This window comes from Streptomyces echinatus, assembly GCF_014203595.1.
Classification (GTDB): Bacteria; Actinomycetota; Actinomycetes; order Streptomycetales; family Streptomycetaceae; genus Streptomyces; species Streptomyces echinatus.
This window is the reverse complement of sequence record NZ_JACHJK010000011.1, coordinates 223,699-243,777: the sequence shown is the minus strand read 5'-3', so window position 1 is coordinate 243,777 and position 20,079 is coordinate 223,699. Positions and strand designations below refer to the sequence as shown.

Below are 20,079 nucleotides of genomic sequence, written 5' to 3'. Positions count from 1 at the left end.
ACCACTGATGACGACGCCCACGATCGAGCTCAAGCCCTCCGCCAGCCCGCTCGCCGCCGCCGAGCGCGAGGCGATTCTGGCTGACCCGGGGTTCGGCCGCCACTTCACCGACCACATGGTGACGATCAAGTGGACCGAGGGCCGCGGCTGGCACGACGCGCAGCTCGTTCCGTACGGCCCCATCTCCCTGGACCCCTCGACCCACGTCCTGCACTACGGCCAGGAGATCTTCGAGGGCCTGAAGGCCTACCGTCAGCCCGACGGTTCGATCGCGCTGTTCCGCCCCGAGGCCAACGCGCGTCGCTTCCGCAACTCCGCCCGCCGCATGGCCATGGCCGAGCTGCCCGAGGAGCTGTTCATCGACGCCCTGGACGCGCTGCTCACCCAGGACGCCGACTGGGTTCCGCCGCACGGCGGCGAGGCGTCCCTCTACCTGCGGCCGTTCATGTTCGCCACGGAGGCCGCGCTCGGCGTCCACCCGGCGAACGAGTACCTGTTCATGCTGATCGCCTCCCCGTCCGGCGCCTACTTCTCCGGCGGTGTGAAGCCGGTCACCATCTGGGTCTCCGAGGACCACGTCCGCGCGGTCCCGGGCGGCACCGGCGACGCCAAGACCGGCGGCAACTACGCCGCCTCCCTGCTGCCGCAGGCCGAGGCCGCCGCGCACGGCTGCGACCAGGTCGTCTACCTCGACGCGGTCACCCGCACCAAGGTGGAGGAGAGCGGCAGCATGAACGTCGCCTTCGTGTACGGCGACCGGATCGTCACCCCGTCGCTCACCGGCTCCATCCTGGAGGGCATCACCCGCGACTCCCTGCTCCAGGTCGCCCGCGACCTCGGCTACACCGCCGAGGAGGGCGTGGTCACGCTGGAGCAGTGGCGTGCGGACGCGGCGTCCGGTGCGCTGACCGAGGTCTTCGCCTGCGGTACGGCGGCCGTGGTCACCCCGATCGGCCACGCCAAGACCAAATCGGACCAGTGGACCCACGGCGACGGCACGCCCGGCCCGGTCACCCAGCGGCTGCGCGAGGCCCTGCTCGGCATCCAGCGCGGCATGACCGAGGACAAGCACGGCTGGATGCACAAGGTCGGCTAACCGCGCGGTTCGAACTGCCTGGAAGGGGCGTCGGGCGTCCGCGGGTCCGTGGAGAGCGGCCGCGCAGTTCCCGGCGCCCCTTCGGCGCGCTGTCCGGCCGGCGTCAGCAGCAGGTACACCAGCCCGCCGACCAGCCCCGACAGCAGGAAGCTGCAGTCCACCCCGCCGGTCAGGCGCAGCAGGGGGCCCTCGTACGACGGCAGGGAGACCGCCAGCAGGCCGACGAGCGCGCCGGCCGCCCAGGACGCGGTGGCCCGGACGTTCCAGCCGGACCGGTACCAGTAGATCCCGCCCCGCGAGCGGCGGTTGAAGACCTGCAGGGCGTCGGCGTCGTACGTGCCGCGACAGCGGACGAAGCCGATGAGGGTGACGACCGCCCACGGGGTGCCGATGGCGGTGAGCAGGAGCACGAAGGACGTCATCGCCGACTGCGCGTTCCAGGCGTAGTGGCCGGCGAAGACGCAGGCGGTGGCCACGACCGCGACCGTGCTGGTGGCTCGGGCGCGGGAGGCGCGGGGCAGGATCGCGTCCAGGTCCAGGCCCATCGAGTACAGCATCAGACCCGCGTTGCCGACCGAGCCGGCCGTGGCGGCCAGCAGCAGCGGCACCAGGTACCAGGCGGGCGAGGCCGCGACCAGCGGCCCCGCGTAGTCGACGGCCGCGTGGGCCGCGTACGCCGTGAAGGTGCCGAACAGCTGCGGCACCAGCAGCCCCAGGACCAGGCCGAGCCAGGTGGCGTGCAGGACGCGGCGGCCGGAGTGCCGGGCGGGGGAGATGTAGCGGGTGTAGTCGCCGAGCAGGGTGATGAAGGCGATGGGCCCGGACAGTCCCGCCGCCACCGCCGCCAGGAACCAGGTGGGCCAGAAGGAGCCCAGCAGATAGCCGCCCGCGTCCGGCAGCGCGGCGGTGGTGAAGTGCGGGGCGTAGGCGAGGACGCCGAGCAGCAGCAGGGCCGTCATGCCGACGGCCAGCACCCGGGACATCGCGAGCAGGACGCGGTAGCCGTAGACCGCGCCCGTGACGGTCGCCGCGGCGAGCACCCCGTAGACGAGGGCGTACGACAGCCCGTTCGCCGGCACCCCGAAGAGCCGGCCGAGGACCATCAGCATCACGTCCCCGCCGATCCACACGGTCAGCGCGGTGTAGCCGAGGGCGAGCAGCAGCCCGACGACCGAGCCGACCAGCCGCCCGCGCACCCCGAACTGGGCGCCGGAGGAGGTGGACAGGTTGGTCGCGGTGCGCAGGGAGACCAGCGCGAGCGGGGCCGTGAACAGCGTGCCGATCACCGTGCCCGCCACGACGGCGCTCACCGACGCCCACCAGCCGAGCCCGAAGGACGGCGGCAGCCAGCCGAAGATGATCACGCCTAGGCAGAGGTTGGAGCCGAGGAGGATCGACACGAGATCACGCGGACCGCTGGTCCGCTCCTCGTCCGGGATGGTGTCGACTCCGCGCTGTTCGATCGGCATGGCTGGTCTCCTTCGACGGCCGCCACTGGTTTAGAGCGACGTTCAATGTGACGTGAACCGTCGGCCCCGGTCAATGCTTCTGTTTCATGAATTCTGTGTTTAGAGTGATGCTCTAACCCGTGGAGGACAAGGAGGTGCCGCGTCGTGAGACTGACCCCAACGGAACGTGACCGGCTGCTGCTCTTCGGAGCCGCCGAGCTGGCCCGGGCCCGCCGGGCGCGCGGCCTCCGGCTCAACGTGCCGGAGGCCACCGCGCTGATCGCGGACACCGTCTGTGAGGCCGCCCGGGACGGCAGGCGGCTCGCCGAGGCCATCGAGGCCGCCCGCTCCGTGCTCGGACCCGAGGACGTGCTGCCGGGCGTCGCCGACGTCGTCAGCGAGGTGATGGTCGAGGCCGTCTTCGACGACGGCTCCCGGCTCGCGGTCGTCTCCGACCCCATCGGCGGCAGCCTCGGCGAGCGGGCGCCGGGCGCGCTCCTCCCCGGCCCCGGGCACGCCGACCCCGAGCCGGCCGTCCGGCTCCGCGTCACCAACACCGCGGCCGTGCCGGTCTCCGTCACCTCCCACTTCCACTTCTTCGAGGCCAACCCGCGCCTCGACTTCGACCGCGCGGCCGCCTACGGCATGCGGCTCGCCGTACCCGCCGGCTCCTCGGTCCGCTTCGGGCCGGGCGAGAGCGAGGAGGTCGGGCTCGTCCCCGTGGGCGGCGAGCGGATCGCGATCGGCTTCGCCGGACTGGTCGACGGGCCGCTGGACGCGCCCGGAGCGCGGGAGGAGGCCCTGCGCAGGGCCGCCGCCTGCGGATATCTCGGTGTCACGACGGAAGGAGGCCGGTGATGAGCCGCTCGAAGGGACGAGAGGTGAGCCGGGCGATCCATGTCGACCCGCACGCCTACGCGGCCACCCACGGCCCCCGCGCCGGCGACCGCGTCCGCCTCGGCGACTCCGGACTGACCATCCGCGTCGAGTCCGACGCCCAGAGGTACGGCGACGAGTTCCTGGCCGGCTTCGGCAAGACCGCCCGTGACGGACTGCACCTGAAGGCCGCCGCCGTCCGCGACACCTGTGACGTCGTGATCAGCAACGTCGTCGTGATCGACGCGGTGCAGGGCATCCGCAAGGTGTCCATCGGCATCCGCGAGGGCCGCATCTGTGCGATCGGGCGGGCCGGCAACCCGGACACCCTCGACGGCGTCGACGTGGTCGTCGGCACGGGTACGTCCATCGTGTCCGGCGAGGGGCTCATCGCCACCGCCGGTGCCGTGGACACGCACGTCCACCTGCTGTCGCCGCGCATCATGGAGGCGTCCCTCGCCTCCGGCGTCACCACGATCATCGGGCAGGAGTTCGGCCCGGTGTGGGGCGTCGGCGTCAACTCGCCCTGGGCGCTGCGCCACGCCTTCAACGCCTTCGACGCCTGGCCGGTCAACATCGGCTTCCTGGGCCGGGGTTCGTCCTCCCACGACGCACCGCTGATCGAGGCGCTCGCCGAGGGCGGCGCCAGCGGCTTCAAGGTGCACGAGGACATGGGCGCCCACACCCGCGCCCTGGACACCGCGCTGCGGGTCGCCGAGGAGCACGACGTCCAGGTGGCCCTGCACAGCGACGGCCTGAACGAGTGCCTGTCGGTCGAGGACACCCTGAGGGTGCTTCAGGGCCGCACCATCCACGCCTTCCACATCGAGGGCTGCGGCGGCGGACACGTGCCCAATGTGCTGAAGATGGCCGGCGTACCGAACGTCATCGGCTCCTCCACCAACCCCACCCTGCCCTTCGGCCGGGACGCGGTCGCCGAGCACTACGGCATGATCGTCTCCGTCCACGACCTCAAGCCCGACCTGCCCGGCGACGCGGCCATGGCCCGCGACCGGATCCGGGCCGGCACGATGGGCGCCGAGGACGTGCTGCACGACCTGGGCGCGATCGGCATCACCTCCTCCGACGCCCAGGGCATGGGCCGCGCCGGGGAGACCGTGCGCCGCACCTTCGCCATGGCCGGCAAGATGAAGGCCGAGCTGGGCCCGATGGAGGGCGACGGCGAGGGCGACGACAACGCCCGCGTCCTGCGCTACATGGCCAAGCTGACCATCAACCCGGCCCTCGCGCACGGCCTCGCCCACGAGGTCGGCTCGATCGAGGCCGGCAAGCTCGCCGACATCGTGCTGTGGCGCCCCGAGTACTTCGGCGCCAAACCGCAGCTCGTCCTCAAGGCCGGTTTCCCGGCGTACGGCGTGGTCGGCGACCCCAACGCGGCCACCGACGCCTGCGAACCGCTCGTCCTCGGCCCGCAGTTCGGCTCCTACGGCGCCACGGCCGCGGACATCTCCGTCGCCTTCGTCGCCCGGGCCGCCGTCGACCAGGGCAACGACACCATGCCCACCCGCCGGCGCCGGGTCGCCGTGCGCGGCACCCGCGGGATCGGGCCCGCCGACCTGCGGCTGAACGCCCGTGTCGGAGCCGTCGACGTCGACCAGCGCACCGGTCTGGTCACCCTCGACGGCGACCCGCTGCGCTCCGAGCCGGCCGACTCCGTCTCCCTCAACCGCCTCTACTTCCTCTGAAGACTTGGGAACGCACATGACCACGCCTGCCGCCGACGGCTTCCGCATGCCTGCCGAGTGGACCCCGCACGAGCGCACCTGGATGGCCTGGCCCAGCCCCAACCCCACCTTCGACGACCCGGACGACCTCCGCCTCTCCCGCATGGCCTGGGCCTCGGTGGCCCGCGCCGTCCTCCGCTTCGAGCCCGTGACCGTCGTGTGCGGCCCCGGCCAGTCGGCCGAGGCGCAGGCCCTGCTCGGCCCGGGAGCCGAGACGGTCGAGCGCGAGCTGGACGACGCCTGGATGCGGGACATCGGCCCCACCTTCCTCACCGGCGACAAGGGCGAACTGGCCGCCGTCGACTGGACCTTCAACGGCTGGGGCGCCCAGGACTGGGCCCGCTGGGAGCACGACTCGAAGATCGGCGCGTACGTCTCCGACCTCGCGGGCGCGAAGACGTACGCCTCGAAGCTGGTCAACGAGGGCGGCGCGATCCACGTCGACGGCGAGGGCACCGTCCTGCTCACCGAGACCGTGCAGCTGGGCCCCGAGCGCAACCCGCACTGGTCCCGCGAGGAGGTCGAGGCCGAGATACACGCCCACCTCGGCACCAGCAAGGCGATCTGGCTGCCGCGCGGCCTCACCGGCGACTACCCGCCCTACGGCTTCGGCACCCTCGGCCATGTCGACATCGTGGCCGCCTTCGCCCGCCCGGGCGTCGTGGTCGCCCACCACCAGCCGGACCCGGCGCACCCCGACCACGAGGTCACCAAGGAGGTCATCGGCCTGCTGAAGTCGGCGACCGACGCCCGGGGCCGCAAGCTGGAGGTCGTCGAGGTACCCGCCCCGACCGTCCTGGAGGCCGACGGCCACTGGGCCGACTACTCCTACATCAACCACTACATCTGCAACGGCGGCGTCGTGCTCTGCGGCTTCGACGACCCGCGCGACGAGATCGCCGCCGGCATCTTCCGCCGCCTGTTCCCCGAGCGGACGGTGACCCTGGTGGACGCGCGGACGATCTTCGCGGGCGGCGGCGGCATCCACTGCATCACGCAGCAGCAGCCGAAGACCCGGTGACGAGGGCGGTCAGGTAGAACATACGCGTGGATGTACTGCTCTGCGCCGCGCGCGCCCACCGGCTCACCGGGCCGGTCCGGCGTCCCGACGAGATGCCCGGGGCCCCCGGCCGGCACGGGCGGCCCGGCCCGCACGGACGGCGGCGCCCCCCGGCACCGCTGCCGCGCGGCGCCCGCGCGGCAGCGGTGCCGCACGGCGGCCGCGCGCCGCACCGGCCGGACGCCGTCGTGGCGGATCCTCCGCGGAGGGTGCGGGCATGACCGAGACACCGTCCCCCCGTCGCCGCACCCCGGCCCCGCCCCGCGAGGACGTCCTCGCCGCGGCCATGGACATGATCGCCGAGCGGGGGCTGGAGAAGCTCACCATGGCGGGGCTGGGCCGTGAGGTCGGCATGAGCAGCGGCCACCTGCTGTACTACTTCCGCTCCAAGGACGAGCTGCTGCTGCGGACCCTGGAGTGGAGCGAGGGCCGCCTCGGCGCGGAGCGGGGCCGGCTCCTCACCGGCCCCGGAACCGCCCGCGAGCGCCTGTCCGCCTATGTCGACCTGTACGTGCCCGACGGCCACCGCGACCCGCACTGGACGCTGTGGCTGGAGGTCTGGAACCGCTCGCAGAACGCCGACGACGACGCCCGCGCCCGGCAGGCCGCGATCGAGGGGGCCTGGCACCGCGACCTGGTCGCGCTGATCGCCGAGGGCGTGTCCCGCGGCGAGTTCCGCAGCGTGGACGCGGACCGCTTCGCGGCGCGGCTGCGGGCACTGCTGGACGGGTTCTCCATCCACGTCGCCATCGGGCTGCGCGGTACCGACCGTGAGCAAGTCATAGAGCACGTGAGGGAGTTCATCGAGCAAGGGCTCACTGTGACTCCGTAGGGACGCGGGCCGGCATCGATGTGCGGCTCCGCCACGTAAGCGCGACCGGCCGGGACGCTCCCGCGCTCCGCGTCCGGCGGCAAGCCCGACGGCGGCATCGGAATCGTTTCCTCCGCCACCGGGCATGTACCGGCCCATGGGACGACATCACTGGAAGAAGATCTGGGTCGGCTCGGCGGGCAACATGGTCGAGTGGTTCGACTGGTTCGTGTACGCGAGCTTCGCCACCTACTTCGCCGGCGCCTTCTTCCCGAGCGGCAACCCCACCGCCCAGCTGATGAACACCGCCGGCATCTTCGCCGTCGGATTCTTCATGCGGCCGGTGGGCGGCTGGCTGCTGGGCAGGGTCGGCGACCGCAAGGGCCGCAAGGCGGCGCTCACCCTGACCGTCACACTCATGTCGGCGTCGGCGGTCCTCATCGCCGTCGCCCCCACCTACTCGGTGGCCGGCTACGGCGGCGCGCTCGTCCTGCTCGTCGCCCGCCTGCTCCAGGGCCTGTCGGTCGGCGGCGAGTACGCGGCCAGCGCCACCTATCTCACCGAGGCCTCGGACCCGGCCAGGCGCGGCTTCGCCTCCAGCTTCCAGTACGTGTCCATGACGGCCGGCCAGATCGTCGGGCTGGGCCTGCAGATCGTCCTCCAGCGCACCATGTCCGACGACGCGCTGCACAGCTACGGCTGGCGCATCCCGTTCGTCGTGGGAGCGCTCGGCGCGGCGGTCGTCTTCTATCTGCGCCGCAGCATGCTGGAGACCGAGGTGTACGCGCAGGACGCCTCGCACGACGAGGAGCGCGGCACCCTGCGCGCCCTGTGGCGGTACCGGCGGGAGGCGTTCCTGGTCGTCGCCCTCACCATGGGCGGCACGGTGGCCTACTACACGTACACCACCTATCTCACGAAGTACCTCTCCAACTCCGCCGGCCTGTCCAAGGAGACGGCCACCCTGGTCTCCTTCACCGCGCTGACCGTCTTCGCCGCGCTGCAGCCGCTCGCGGGCGCCCTCTCCGACCGGATCGGCCGCCGCCCGCTGCTCATCACCTTCGCGGTCGGCTCCACCTTCCTCACCGTCCCGGTCATGACCCTGCTCAAGCACGTCGACGGCTACTGGCCCGCCCTCGGTCTCGCCCTGCTCGCGCTGGTCGTGGTCACCGGCTACACCTCCATCAACGCCTGCGTGAAGGCCGAGCTGTTCCCGACCGGCGTGCGCGCCCTCGGTGTGGCCCTGCCGTACGCCATCGCCAACGCCCTCTTCGGCGGCACCGCCGAATACGTCGCCCTGTGGTTCAAGAAGGCCGGCATCGAGTCCGGCTTCTACTGGTACGTGGCCGGCTGTGCCGCCGTGTCCCTGGTGGTGTACGTCACCATGCGTGAGACGAAGGACCTGGACCTGTCCCGGGTGAAGCCGGGCCGGGGAGCCGGAGAGGAATCGGGGGAGTCCAGCCTGACGACCGCATCCTGAGACGGGCGGTGAGCCGGGGGCCGTGCTGTGCCAGACTGCCCCCGTGCTCTCGTTCCCCATGATTATGGGCAGCAGGCGCGCCGGTCCGCAGTGACCACCTCGTACGACCAGGTGCGGGTGGCCACCGTCGTCTTCGACCCGCGCGCAGACCTCTCGCACCCGCGAGGGGTTTTTTCGTTTTCCGGCCCACCTTCAGCCGGGAACGGAGCGCGAGGGAGTATTGGGGGGACGGTGGAGCCGGTCATTCCGGTAAGACCGAAGATTCACAATCAGGAGCCTTGAGACCAATGACCGAGACGGAAACCAGCGAGCTCGACGACTCGTTCCACGTCTTCGACACCACGCTGCGCGACGGCGCGCAGCGCGAGGGAATCAACCTCACCGTCGCGGACAAGCTCGCCATCGCACGGCACCTGGACGACTTCGGCGTGGGCTTCATCGAGGGCGGCTGGCCCGGCGCGAACCCCCGGGACACCGAGTTCTTCGCCCGCGCGCGGGCCGAGATCGACTTCCGGCACGCCCAGCTGGTCGCCTTCGGCGCCACCCGCCGCGCCGGCGCGAAGGCCGCCGACGACCCGCAGGTCAACGCCCTGCTGGAGTCCGGCGCCCCGGTGATCACCCTGGTCGCCAAGTCGCACGACCGGCACGTGGAGCTGGCGCTGCGCACCACCCTGGACGAGAACCTGGAGATGGTCCGCGACACCGTGTCGTACCTGAGGGACCAGGGCCGCCGGGTCTTCGTCGACTGCGAGCACTTCTTCGACGGCTACCGCGCCAACCCCGAGTACGCCAAGGCGGTCGTCCGCACGGCCGCCGAGGCCGGCGCCGACGTCGTCATCCTCTGCGACACCAACGGCGGCATGCTCCCCGCCCAGGTCAACGCGGTCGTCTCCACCGTCCTCGCCGACACCGGCGCCCGGCTCGGCATCCACGCCCAGGACGACACCGGCTGCGCGGTCGCCAACACCCTGGCCGCCGTGGACGCGGGCGCGACCCACGTGCAGTGCACGGCCAACGGGTACGGCGAGCGCGTCGGCAACGCCAACCTGTTCCCGGTGGTCGCGGCCCTGGAGCTGAAGTACGGCAAGAAGGTGCTGCCCGACGGCAAGCTCCGCGAGACGACCCGCGTCTCCCACGCCATCGCCGAGGTCGTCAACCTGACGCCGTCCACGCACCAGCCGTACGTGGGCGTGTCGGCCTTCGCGCACAAGGCCGGCCTGCACGCCTCCGCCATCAAGGTCGACCCCGACCTGTACCAGCACATCGCCCCCGAACTGGTCGGCAACACCATGCGGATGCTGGTCTCCGACATGGCGGGCCGCGCCTCCATCGAGCTGAAGGGCAAGGAGCTCGGCATCGACGTCGGCGATGACCGCGAGCTGGTCGGCCGGGTGGTCGAACGCGTGAAGGAGCGCGAGCTCAGGGGATACACCTACGAGGCCGCCGACGCCTCCTTCGAGCTGCTGCTGCGCGCCGAGGTCGAGGGCCGGCCGCTGAAGTACTTCGACGTCGAGTCCTGGCGGGCCATCGTGGAGGACCGGCCCGACGGCACCCACGCCAACGAGGCCACGGTCAAACTGTGGGCCAAGAGCGAGCGGATCGTCGCCACCGCGGAGGGCAACGGCCCGGTCAACGCGCTGGACCGTGCCCTGCGGGTGGCGCTGGAGAAGATCTACCCGCAGCTCGCCAAGCTGGAGCTGGTCGACTACCGGGTCCGCATCCTGGAGGGCAAGCACGGTACGTCGTCCACCACCCGCGTGCTGATCTCCACCTCGGACGGCACCGGCGAGTGGGCCACGGTCGGCGTGGCCGAGAACGTCATCGCCGCCTCCTGGCAGGCGCTGGAGGACGCGTACACGTACGGCCTCCTCCGGGCGGGCGTGGAGCCGGCCCGGTAGCCACAGTGGAGGCATGACCCCAGACACGAGTGACGTGCTGTCCCGGGCCCGCGTCGCGACCCGGCTGCCCGCCCGGGACCTGGACCGGGCCCGGCGCTTCTACGCCGAGAAGCTCGGCCTGTACCCGGTGGACGAGCGGCCCGGCGGGCTGCTGTACCGGTGCGCGGGCGTGGACTTCGTCGTGTTCCGCTCGACGGGGGCCTCGCCCGGCACCTTCACCCAGATGGCCTTCGAGGTGGACGACATCGCGGCGGCCGTGACGGAGCTGCGCGGCCGGGGCGTGGTCTTCGAGGAGGTCGACGTGCCCGGCTTCCGCACCCGGGACGGCATCGCCGAGATCGAGGGCAACTACCCGAGCAAGGGCGCGCGCGCCGAGCGGGGCGCCTGGTTCCGGGACAGCGAGGGGAACCTGCTGGGGATCGGCGAGCTGATCCTGTGAGGCTCAGGGCGCCCGCCAGATGTTGTCGAAGGCCACGTTCTCGATGCGGCGCCGCTCGCGCACGGCCTCCAGCTCCGTCACCGCGTCGCCGACCGCCACCAGCACCGTGACGACCGCCTCGTCCTCGGGCTCGGGTGCGGCCGGGCGGTCGTCCGGGATGCGCAGGGTGGACGCGAGACCCGCCAGGACGGGCTCGTGGGCCCACCAGCGGTCCGCCGCGTGCCGTCGGGCGGGGGTGTCGGCCTCCGGGTCGTCCCGGTCACGCAGCGCGAACCGGCGCCGGCGCCTCCCGGTGAGCTGCCCCTCGGCCTCCAGCACGTCCCGGTACGCCGTGGCCAGCCCCTGCCCGCGCCGCCACAGCCAGTCCTCGACCGTCTCGTACGGCTCCGTCCGGACCAGCGCGGCTCCCGCCTCGTCCAGGAGCCGGTCACCCGTGGTCAGCACCGGCCCCGGCACGATCCGCCCGTCGTGCAGGGTGAGCGCCCGGGCGCCGAGGAGGTCGACCAGTTCCGCCCCGGCCAGCGCGAGCGACAGATCCCCCTGCTCGACGGGCTGCTCGCGGGGGATGTCCAGGCTGACGAGGAACAGGTCCTGCGGTGTCGTCATGGAGACTCCCAGGTCGCCGGGTGCCGGGAACGGGCGGTCCTCCCCATCGTCCCCCAGCCGCCGGGCGGACGCCGCTCAGCACGCGTCGCGGGCGAGCCGCTCGAACGCGCCGGGGCTCATCGCCCGGCCGTCCGCCGAGACCTGGCCGGGCCTCAGCCGGGCGACCTGCTCGGTGGTGAACTCCACGATCCCGTGGCAGGAGTCACCGCTGACGTAGTGGCGGAACGTGAGGACGTACGAGTGCCGGGGCAGCGGCCGCCGGGCACCCCGGTGCCGGGCCTCCCACCGGGCGGGCGGGGCGAACAGGGGGAAGCCGGTGTCACCGCGCGGCTCCTCGTCCCCCGCGTCCCAGCCGGTGGTGGCGGGCCCTCCCCGGCCCGGCGCGGCCGCCCGTCCAGGCGCGGGCGCGTGCAGGCGTCGTCGCCGCACGGCCGGAACACCGCGTAGGCCTTCCCGTCCGCCCCGGCCCGCACCCCCGCGAGCGGCAGGCCGACGGCGCCGCAGCCGCTCAGCGGCAGCACCCCGCCGAGGACCCCCGCGACCACGGCCCCCGTGCGCCTCATGATCCGCCCCACCGCCCTACCGCAAGGTCCACTTCTGGTTGGCGGCCCCGGTGCACGACCAGATCTGCGTCCGGGCCCCGTTGGCCGACGAGTTGTCGCTGACGTCGAGGCACTTGTCCGCCGCCGTGTTCACCACATCACCCGTGGCCGCGTCGTACGACCACCGTTGGGCACCGGTCCCGTTGCAGTCGTACAACTGCACCTTGGCCCCGTTCGCCGTCGACGCGGAGGTCACGTCGAGGCACTTGCCGAGCGCCCGGACCGAGCCGTCGGCCTGGACGGTCCACTGCTGGGCGGCGCTGCCGTTGCAGTCGTAGAGCTGCACCGCCGTGCCGTCGGCGCTCGAACCGCCCGCCACGTCCAGGCACTTGCCGGCGAGCCCCACGAAGGCGCCGGTGCCGCCGCCACCGCCGGACTGGGTGCCGGACCAGGTGAAGGTGGCCGACGTCTTGCCGGGCAGCGAGTAAGTGGCGTGCTGCGAACCCCAGTTGATGGTGACCGTCTTCGCCGAGGTCGCGTCGTTGTAGGCGATCAGCGCTTTGCTGCCGTCCGGGTTGCGCCAGGCCACGTTCGGCACCGCGCCGGACGCCGTGGAGGCGATGCGCTGGGCGCCGGGGCGGACGAACTTGGTCAGGTGGCCCATGGTGTAGTACTCGACCGTGTAGTCGACCGTCCCGCTCGCGCCGTCCCCGTCGTGCACGGTGATCAGGCCGGTGCAGGTGCCGCAACCGCCGTTGTGCGGGCCCATGTTCTGGTCCACGGCCAGCGACCACTTGGTCACCGACTTCGCCCAGTTGCGGGTGTAGTCGATGATGTTGGACATGTCCTCGCGCTGCTGGTTGGCGATCCAGGTGCCGCCGGAGTGCTCGGTGCCGAAGGCGTCCAGCGCCGGGTACCGGTTGTGCACGGTCGTCTGCTCGGCGATGTCACCGCCGTAGCCGTGCCAGGCGATGCCGCCGAAGTTGGGGTGGCTGCGCACGGCCGCGTCGTCCACGGTCTGGGCGGCGTAGGAGTCGTAGACGTCCCAGTTCCAGTCGTGCGCCAGCACCTTGGTGGTCAGGCCCGCCGCCTGGAGCTTCGGCAGCAGCTCGCTCTTGGTGAAGTACGCGAGCCCGCTCGCGTTCCAGCTCATCGACGGGTAGCCGGAACAGCAGGTCGGCTCGTTCTGCGCGGTGACGTAGGAGACGTTGACGCCCTGGTTCTTGTATCCCTGGAGGTACTTCACGAAGTAGGAGGCGTACGCCCCGTAGTCCTCGGCCTTCAGCCAGCCCCCGTTGAGCGAGCCGCTGTCCTTCATCCAGGCCGGCGCCGTCCACGGCGAGGCCATCACGGTCAGGGACGGGTTCAGCTGCAGCGCCTGCCTCGTCAGCGGGACGACGTCCGCGAGGTCGTGCGCGAGGGAGAACTTCGACAGCGACGGGTCGCTCTGGCCGGCCGGCACGTCGTCATAGGTGTAGCCGTACCGGGCCAGGTCCGAGGCGCCCATCGGGTTGCGCAGGAACGACAGGCCGATGCCGTCCGTCGGCGAGAACAGCTTGCGCATGGTCGCGTCCCGGGTCGCCTGGGACAGCGCCCCGCTGCTGTTCATCAGCCAGGCGGCGGTGTCCGTGAAGGACGCGCCGCCGCCGGTGAAGGTCTGGTAGCGGGTGTTCTCGTCCACGGTGATGTTCTCGCCGCCGCCACCCGTCCCGGACTGGAAGGCGAACGGTGCCTGGGCCTGCAGGCCGCGCACGACGTGCCGGCCGGCCGAGTCGTCGGTGGTGGTGAGATAGGCGGTGACCTGCTCACCGGCCGCGTGCGCGGGGGGCACGGCCACGCTGACACCGGCGGCGGAGAGCAGCCCGGCGAGCAGCAGCCGGACTGTGCGGGGGGATCTCCTCATGGTGCGTCGCCCTTCCTCTCGGGTCGACAAAGCTGACAGGGCGTCTTGACTGGTCTGTGCGCCCTTAGTTAACTCACGGCGTGAGCTAAGCCCTGAGTGAACCACGAGAGCCGAGGGAAGGTCCATGCGAAGAACCGCCCTGCTCGCCTCCGCCGCACTGCTCGCCGGTCTGCTGCCCTGGGCGGCGACGGCGCGGGCCGCCGACGAGCCGGCCCCTGTCCCCGTCGACCGCTTCGAGGGTGAGATCCCCTTCGCCACCCAGCCCGCCGAGGGCATCTTCACCTGGGGCGGCGACGGCGACGACCCGCCCACCCTCCGTCTCGCCGACCGCGCCGACGCCCCCGAAGGCGGCAAGGTGCTCGCCGGCGGCTACGACATCAGCGGCTACGGCGGCTTCACCCACGACTTCGCCGCCACCGCACCCGCCCACGACTGGTCCGCCCACCGGGGCATCCGCTTCTGGTGGGACGGCCGGAACAACGGCCGGAAGATCGCCTTCGAGATCAAGGACGGCGGCGCGAACGGCGAGGCCTCCGAACTCTGGACCACCTCCTTCACCGACGACTTCACCGGCTGGAAGCAGATCGAGCTCCCCTTCACCGACTTCGTCTACCGCACCGACTACCAGCCCGTCGGCGGCATCGACCACGTCCTCGGCCTCAAGGAGATGTGGGGCTACGCCCTCACCCTCCCGGCAGGCACCAAGGGCGACTTCGCCCTGGACGACGTCGAGCTGTACGGGACGGCCGACCAGGCGCTGCGCGCCACCGTCACCACCGGCGCGCCCGTCGTCCCCGTCCAGGAGGGCAGGACGGCCGAGGTGCGCGTCACCGTGGCCACCACCGGCGACCAGCCCCTCGCCGACCCGGTCACCGTCACCTACGCCACGGCGGACGGCACCGCGACCGCCGGCACCGACTACACCCCCGTCTCCGGCACCCTCACCTTCCCGGCCGGCACCGCCTCGGGCACCACCCGGACCGTCGAGGTGCCCACCCGCCGGGACCGGGCGGCCGAACCCGCCGAGACCATCCCGCTGAAACTCACGGTCACCGGCGCGAAGGCCCCCACCGAGACCCCGCAGGTCGTCGTCGACGCGCACGGACTGCCCTACCTCGACGCCAGGCTGCCGGTCAGGAAGCGCGTCGCGGACCTGCTCGGCCGGATGTCCCTCGCGGAGAAGGCCGGCCAGATGACCCAGGCCGAACGCGGCGCGATGACCCGGCCCGGCGACATCGCCGGGTACGCCCTCGGCTCCCTGCTCTCCGGCGGCGGCTCGACACCCACGCCCAACACCCCCGAGGCCTGGGCGAAGATGATCGACGGCTTCCAGCTGCGCACCCGGGCGACGCGCTACCAGATCCCGCTGATCTACGGCGTCGACGCGGTCCACGGCCACAACAACCTGACCGGCGCCACGGTCATGCCGCACAACATCGGCATCGGCGCCACCCGGGACCCCTCGCTCGCCCAGCAGACCGGCGCGGTGACGGCCGCCGAGGTCCGCGCCACCGGCGTCCCCTGGGACTTCGCGCCCTGCCTGTGTGTGAGCCGCGACGAACGCTGGGGCCGGTCCTACGAGTCCTTCGGCGAGGACCCCGCGCTCGTCGAGTCCATGGAGACCGTGATCCAGGGACTCCAGGGCCGCGCGGACGGACGGGACCTGAAGCGCGGCGACAAGGTGCTCGCCACGGCCAAGCACTTCGTGGCCGACGGCGGCACCGCGTACGGCTCCTCGACCACGGGGACGTACACCACCGACCAGGGCGTCACCACGGTCACCCGCGAACAGCTGGAGGACGTCCACCTCGCGCCCTACCGCGAGGCCGTCGACCGGGGCGTCGGCACGGTCATGCCGTCGTACTCCTCCCTGGACATCGGTGACGGCAAGGGCGCGGTGAAGATGCACGCCCGCGGCGACATGATCGACGGCGTGCTCAAGGACCGCCTGGGCTTCGACGGCTTCGTCATCAGCGACTGGAACGCCATCGACCAGCTACCCGGCGACTACGCCGCCCACGTCCGCACGGCCGTCGGCGCGGGCCTGGACATGATGATGGTGCCGTACGGCTACAAGGACTTCACGGCCGCGCTCATCGACGAGGTGAAGGCGGGCCGGATCGGCGAGGACCGCGTCGACGACGCCGTCGCCCGCATCCTCACCCAGAAGTTCCGGCTGGGCCTCTTCGAACACCCCTACGCCGACACCGGCGGCGCCGCCGCCATCGGCTCCCCGGCCCACCGCGAGGTGGCCCGCCGAGCCGCCGCCGAGTCGCAGGTGCTGCTGAAGAACGCGGGCGGACTGCTGCCGCTGAAGAAGAGCGAGAAGGTGTACGTCGCCGGGTCCAACGCCGACGACATCGGCAACCAGACCGGCGGCTGGACCCTCACCTGGCAGGGCGCCTCCGGCGACACCGTCCCCGGCACGACCGTCCTCCAGGGCCTGCGCCGGGCCGGCGGCGACGTCACCTACTCCAAGGACGCCTCCGCCCCGACCGGCGGCTACGACGCCGGCGTGGTCGTCGTCGGCGAGACCCCCTACGCCGAGGGCGTCGGCGACGTCGGCAACGGCCACTCCCTGTCCCTGTCCGCCGCCGACCGGGCCGCCGTGGACAAGGTGTGCGGGGCCATGAAGTGCGCGGTACTGATCGTCTCCGGCCGCCCGCAGCTCATCGGCGACCGGCTGGACGAGATCGACGCCCTGGTCGCCTCCTGGCTGCCCGGCACCGAGGGCGAGGGCGTCGCCGACGTCCTCTACGGCGAGCGCCCCTTCACCGGACAGCTGCCCGTCACCTGGCCCAGGTCGGAGGCCCAGCTGCCGGTCAACGTCGGTGACACGTCGTACGACCCCCAGTTCCCCTACGGCTGGGGCCTGACCACCCGCACCCGGATTCCGGAGGGCGGTACCGCCACCCTGCGTGACCTCGGGGCCCGGGCGGCCGCTGCCGAACGGCACGGGGACGACCGGGCCGGGCGCGCGCTGGTCACCAGGGCCCGCCTGCTGGTCCAGCGGAAGGCGGGCGACCACCTCACGCAGGCGGTGTCCCGGCCCTTCGCCGACGCCGACCACCTGCTGCTGACCGGCAGATACGGAAAGGCGGTGGAGAAGCTGGCGCAGGCCTACCGCGCGGCCTGACCTCCGGAGCCGACTGCATGACCGGTTTGGGGAGGCTTCGGGTAGTTTCGAGGTATGAAGGCCGTTCCGCGGACCCGAAGCCTCCCCGCACTGCTGGCCGTCCTGACCCTGGTGCTGGCGACCCTGTTCGCGCTCGCGCCCGGGACGAGGGCGGACACCGGCATCTCCACGATCGCCGCGGCCCTGCGCAAGGGCCCGGTCTACGTCGACCCCGCGGCCCGCGACCAGCTGTCCGCGGCGGACGCCGACACCCTCGCCAAGCGGATCAAGGACGCCGGCAAGCCCCTGTTCATCACGGTCCTCCCGGCCGGCTACCGCACCACGAACCTCTTCACCGACCTGCGCGCGGCCACCGGAGTCACCGGCCTGTACGGCATCCGCCTCGGTGACCGCTTCGACGCCCGCGCCGACTCCTCCGTCATGTCGGCCACGGCCCGGCAGAACCTGGTCACCAGCGTCCAGGGCGAGGACGCCAAGGCCCAGCTGACCGACTTCACCGACCGCGCCCTGGCCAACATGGGCGGCCACGCCCCCAGGGGCTGGGGCGGCTCGGCCGGTGACGGCGGCGGAGCCTCCGCCACGGCACTGGTCACGGCGGCCGTGGTGCTGGTGGCCGCCGGCGCCGGCGGATACGCCCTGGTCCGCCGCGGCCGCAGGCGCCGTGAGCAGGAGCAGCGGGCCGCGCTGGACCGGCTGCGGGTGGTCGTGGACGAGGACATCACCGCCTTCGGCGAGGAACTCGACCGCCTCGACTTCCACCCCTCGGAAGCGGGTGCCGACGACGCCATGCGCGCCGACTACGAGCGCGCCCTGGACGCCTACGACTCCGCCAAACAGCGCATGACGGCGGCGACCAGGCCGGAGGACGTCCGCTCGGTCACCGAGGCACTGGAGGACGGCCGCTTCTCCCTCGCCCAACTGGCCGCACGGCGCGAACACCGCCCGCTCCCGGAGCGCCGGCCGCCCTGCTTCTTCGACCCCCGGCACGGACCCTCGGTCACCGACGCCACCTGGACCCCGCCCGGCGGGGCCGCCCGCCAGGTCCCGGTCTGCGCGGCCGACGCCACCCGGCTGGCCGACGGCCGCGACCCGGTGGTCCGCGAGGTCGACACGGAGTACGGCCGCCGCCCCTACTGGGACGCGGGCCCGGCCTACGGCCCCTGGGCCGGCGGCTACTTCGGCGGCGGCCTCCTGCCCGGCCTCCTCGTCGGCACACTGCTGGGCGGCATGATGGCCACCCCGTCCTACGCGGCCGACTACGGCACCGGCTACGGCGACTTCGGCTCCGGCGGCTACGAGGGCGGCGACGTCTCCGGCACTGACTTCGACGCCGGCGACTTCGGCGGCGGCTTCGGCGACGGCGGGGGCTTCGACGGGGGTGGGGGCGGGGGCGGGGACTTCGGCGGCGGCTTCTGACCCGACGCCGACGACTTCGGTGGGGGTGGGGGCTTCGGTGGGGGAGGCGACTTCGGCGGGGGCTTCGGCGGGGGTGGGTGTTGGGTCGGCTGCGGTGGCCCGTGTGGTACGGGAGCGTTGGGCCGCCCGCTTCTCGGTGATTGCCAGGCTTCCGCGAGCCGAGTCAAGGGCGCTCCCGTTCCGCTGCGCTCCACTCCCGCGTCGCCTTCGGCGATGGCCCTCCGGGCCACCCTTGACACGGCTCGCTCCAGCCCGGAGGAGAAGCGAGCGAGCGGCCCGGAAAGAGGTTGCCCGAGCGCGTTCGCGGCCACCGGCACCACATCGGCACCGCCCTCGGACGGGGCGCGGCCGCCGCTCGCAAGCACGCCGGGCCGGATCAGCGGCTTGCGGCCCCGGGGGGGGGGAGGGTGAGGGGGTGGTTGCGCGTCGTGCGGGGGAGTGGTTGTACGTCCGCGGGTTCCCAGCCCCGGGTGCCCGGGTGAGTCCAGCGGCTTCGGCACGTTGGACCGAGCCCACCCGAGTCCCCACCTCTCACCGCCTCACCGGACGGGGGCTCACCCCTCGCCGACCCATCCGCCCAGCCTCTCCATCGGACGGTCCTACGCCCCCCCACGCCCCCTCCCACCCCTCACTTCGCGGCGATTGGCGGATGTGTGCCAAGGGACGCGGCGAAGGGGCCAGGTCACGGGGTTGGGTGGGGGTGGGAGGGTGGCTCAGATCTGCCAATCGCAGGGCTCGTGTGGCCTGATGGACTGGCGGGGCTGAGGGGGCCACTCGTGGTCGCCGGGTTCTCGGGGGGCCGGCGGACGCCGGGGTCACGCGTTCTTGATCGCGGAGATGTCGAAGACCAGCTTGATCTTGTCGGAGATCAGGACGCCACCGGTCTCCAGGGCGGCGTTCCAGGTCAGGCCCCACTCGGAGCGCAGGAGCTCGGCCTTGCCCTCGAAGCCGACGCGCTCGTTGCCGAAGGGGTCCGTCGCGGCGCCGTTGAACTCCAGGTCGATGGAGATCTGCTTGGTGACACCGAGCAGGGAGAGGTCGCCGGTGATGCGGTAGTCGTCGCCGCCCAGGGCCTCCGCCTTGGTGGAGCGGAACGTCATCGTGGGGAACTCGTCGGTCTTGAAGAAGTCGGCCGACTTCAGGTGACCGTCACGGTCGGCGTTGCCGGTGTCGATGCTCTCCATCTGGATGTCCAGCGTGGCGGTGGACGCGGCGGGGTCCGCACCGTTCAGGCTCAGCGTGCCGGTGAAGTCGTCGAAGCCGCCCTTGACGTTGGTGACCATGGCGTGGCGCGCGACGAAGCCGATCGTGCTGTGGGCCGGGTCGATCGTGTAGTCACCGGTCAGCGCGGTCAGATCGGGGCCGGCGGCGGCCTGTGCGGCGGGGGCGGGGACGGTGGCCTTGCTGCGGCTGAAGATGCCCATGACGTGCTCCTAGTTGAACGTTGAACGAACTCGTGTCTCCGACGGTAGACCCATTCCGTTCAATTTTCAACATCATCCGCAACGTGTTCTCAAGCTTGCACACAGTCACCATGTACACCCTCTGGCGCACCCGGGGAACGCTCGGGCACCATCTGCCTGCACCACCTGCACAGCCGACCCCATAGGAAGCACGGCCCAC

The 20,079-nt window shown here is 72.3% G+C and carries 15 protein-coding genes; 10 read left to right on the top strand and 5 right to left on the bottom strand.

The window, feature by feature from the left end:
* The first annotated feature begins 7 nt into the window (after nucleotides 1-7).
* Nucleotides 8-1,096, top strand: coding sequence for a branched-chain amino acid aminotransferase (locus FHS34_RS28390; RefSeq protein WP_184970508.1), 1,089 nt, complete (start codon nucleotides 8-10; stop codon nucleotides 1,094-1,096).
* Here the strand turns inward: FHS34_RS28390 and FHS34_RS28385 are convergent.
* Entirely contained in the window at nucleotides 1,093-2,565 is a 1,473-nt protein-coding gene (locus tag FHS34_RS28385; RefSeq protein ID WP_184970506.1) for a cytosine permease, read from the bottom strand. The two genes, FHS34_RS28390 and FHS34_RS28385, sit on opposite strands and share 4 nt — an antisense overlap.
* A 144-nt stretch (nucleotides 2,566-2,709) precedes the next feature.
* Here FHS34_RS28385 and ureA point away from each other — a divergent pair, with 144 nt between their 5' ends.
* The 7 genes from ureA (at nucleotide 2,710) to FHS34_RS28350 (ending at nucleotide 10,853) form a co-directional block, all read left to right on the top strand.
* Nucleotides 2,710-3,402, top strand: a complete 693-nt coding sequence (gene ureA / locus FHS34_RS28380) for an urease subunit gamma (protein WP_184970505.1) — start codon at nucleotides 2,710-2,712, stop codon at nucleotides 3,400-3,402.
* Nucleotides 3,402-5,126 carry an urease subunit alpha gene (locus tag FHS34_RS28375; protein WP_184970503.1) on the top strand — a complete coding sequence of 575 codons (1,725 nt, stop codon included), beginning with the start codon at nucleotides 3,402-3,404 and terminating at the stop codon, nucleotides 5,124-5,126. The genes ureA and FHS34_RS28375 overlap by 1 nt, the downstream gene beginning before the upstream one ends.
* A gap of 16 nt (nucleotides 5,127-5,142) precedes the next feature.
* The gene (locus tag FHS34_RS28370; protein WP_184970501.1) at nucleotides 5,143-6,186 is read left to right on the top strand and encodes an agmatine deiminase family protein; all 1,044 of its coding nucleotides are present in this window, start codon (nucleotides 5,143-5,145) and stop codon (nucleotides 6,184-6,186) included.
* Nucleotides 6,187-6,442: 256 nt separating this feature from the next.
* On the top strand, nucleotides 6,443-7,057 hold the full coding sequence (locus FHS34_RS28365; RefSeq protein ID WP_184970499.1) for a TetR/AcrR family transcriptional regulator: 615 nt from the start codon (nucleotides 6,443-6,445) through the stop codon (nucleotides 7,055-7,057).
* A 136-nt stretch (nucleotides 7,058-7,193) separates the two neighbouring features.
* Nucleotides 7,194-8,516: an MFS transporter gene (locus FHS34_RS28360; RefSeq protein WP_184970497.1), complete on the top strand. Its 1,323-nt coding sequence runs from the start codon at nucleotides 7,194-7,196 to the stop codon at nucleotides 8,514-8,516.
* 287 nt (nucleotides 8,517-8,803) lie between these two features.
* On the top strand, nucleotides 8,804-10,414 hold the full coding sequence (gene cimA / locus FHS34_RS28355; RefSeq protein WP_184970495.1) for a citramalate synthase: 1,611 nt from the start codon (nucleotides 8,804-8,806) through the stop codon (nucleotides 10,412-10,414).
* Between the two features lie 13 nt (nucleotides 10,415-10,427).
* On the top strand, nucleotides 10,428-10,853 hold the full coding sequence (locus FHS34_RS28350; RefSeq protein WP_184970493.1) for a VOC family protein: 426 nt from the start codon (nucleotides 10,428-10,430) through the stop codon (nucleotides 10,851-10,853).
* Nucleotides 10,854-10,856: 3 nt separating this feature from the next.
* Here FHS34_RS28350 and FHS34_RS28345 read toward each other — a convergent pair whose 3' ends face one another.
* From FHS34_RS28345 to FHS34_RS28335, 3 genes are all read right to left on the bottom strand, one after another.
* Nucleotides 10,857-11,459 (bottom strand): GOLPH3/VPS74 family protein, encoded by a 603-nt coding sequence (locus FHS34_RS28345; RefSeq protein WP_184970491.1) that lies wholly within the window; start codon nucleotides 11,457-11,459, stop codon nucleotides 10,857-10,859.
* Between the two features lie 75 nt (nucleotides 11,460-11,534).
* Nucleotides 11,535-11,888 carry a hypothetical protein gene (locus FHS34_RS28340; protein WP_225817639.1) on the bottom strand — a complete coding sequence of 118 codons (354 nt, stop codon included), beginning with the start codon at nucleotides 11,886-11,888 and terminating at the stop codon, nucleotides 11,535-11,537.
* A 150-nt stretch (nucleotides 11,889-12,038) separates the two neighbouring features.
* Nucleotides 12,039-13,904: a ricin-type beta-trefoil lectin domain protein gene (locus FHS34_RS28335; protein ID WP_184970489.1), complete on the bottom strand. Its 1,866-nt coding sequence runs from the start codon at nucleotides 13,902-13,904 to the stop codon at nucleotides 12,039-12,041.
* A 124-nt stretch (nucleotides 13,905-14,028) separates the two neighbouring features.
* Between FHS34_RS28335 and FHS34_RS28330 the strand changes: the two genes are divergently transcribed.
* Both FHS34_RS28330 and FHS34_RS28325 read left to right on the top strand, forming a co-directional pair.
* The gene (locus FHS34_RS28330; protein WP_184970487.1) at nucleotides 14,029-17,040 is read left to right on the top strand and encodes a glycoside hydrolase family 3 protein; all 3,012 of its coding nucleotides are present in this window, start codon (nucleotides 14,029-14,031) and stop codon (nucleotides 17,038-17,040) included.
* A gap of 54 nt (nucleotides 17,041-17,094) precedes the next feature.
* A complete protein-coding gene (locus tag FHS34_RS28325; protein WP_184970485.1) occupies nucleotides 17,095-18,456 on the top strand; it encodes a hypothetical protein in 1,362 nt (453 codons plus the stop codon).
* 815 nt (nucleotides 18,457-19,271) lie between these two features.
* Here FHS34_RS28325 and FHS34_RS28320 read toward each other — a convergent pair.
* Nucleotides 19,272-19,880 (bottom strand): YceI family protein, encoded by a 609-nt coding sequence (locus FHS34_RS28320; protein WP_184970483.1) that lies wholly within the window; start codon nucleotides 19,878-19,880, stop codon nucleotides 19,272-19,274.
* Nucleotides 19,881-20,079: the final 199 nt, after the last annotated feature.

Excerpts from the sequence above, each read along its gene's own strand:
- FHS34_RS28345 (WP_184970491.1), bottom strand. The coding sequence starts at position 11,459 with ATGACGACACCGCAGGACCTGTTCCTCGTCAGCCTGGACATCCCCCGC.
- FHS34_RS28360 (WP_184970497.1), top strand. The coding sequence starts at position 7,194 with ATGGGACGACATCACTGGAAGAAGATCTGGGTCGGCTCGGCGGGCAAC.
- FHS34_RS28325 (WP_184970485.1), top strand. The coding sequence starts at position 17,095 with ATGAAGGCCGTTCCGCGGACCCGAAGCCTCCCCGCACTGCTGGCCGTC.
- FHS34_RS28330 (WP_184970487.1), top strand. The coding sequence starts at position 14,029 with ATGCGAAGAACCGCCCTGCTCGCCTCCGCCGCACTGCTCGCCGGTCTG.
- FHS34_RS28335 (WP_184970489.1), bottom strand. The coding sequence starts at position 13,904 with ATGAGGAGATCCCCCCGCACAGTCCGGCTGCTGCTCGCCGGGCTGCTC.
- FHS34_RS28375 (WP_184970503.1), top strand. The coding sequence starts at position 3,402 with ATGAGCCGCTCGAAGGGACGAGAGGTGAGCCGGGCGATCCATGTCGAC.
- FHS34_RS28385 (WP_184970506.1), bottom strand. The coding sequence starts at position 2,565 with ATGCCGATCGAACAGCGCGGAGTCGACACCATCCCGGACGAGGAGCGG.
- FHS34_RS28365 (WP_184970499.1), top strand. The coding sequence starts at position 6,443 with ATGACCGAGACACCGTCCCCCCGTCGCCGCACCCCGGCCCCGCCCCGC.
- FHS34_RS28350 (WP_184970493.1), top strand. The coding sequence starts at position 10,428 with ATGACCCCAGACACGAGTGACGTGCTGTCCCGGGCCCGCGTCGCGACC.
- FHS34_RS28390 (WP_184970508.1), top strand. The coding sequence starts at position 8 with ATGACGACGCCCACGATCGAGCTCAAGCCCTCCGCCAGCCCGCTCGCC.
- FHS34_RS28370 (WP_184970501.1), top strand. The coding sequence starts at position 5,143 with ATGACCACGCCTGCCGCCGACGGCTTCCGCATGCCTGCCGAGTGGACC.
- cimA (WP_184970495.1), top strand. The coding sequence starts at position 8,804 with ATGACCGAGACGGAAACCAGCGAGCTCGACGACTCGTTCCACGTCTTC.
- FHS34_RS28320 (WP_184970483.1), bottom strand. The coding sequence starts at position 19,880 with ATGGGCATCTTCAGCCGCAGCAAGGCCACCGTCCCCGCCCCCGCCGCA.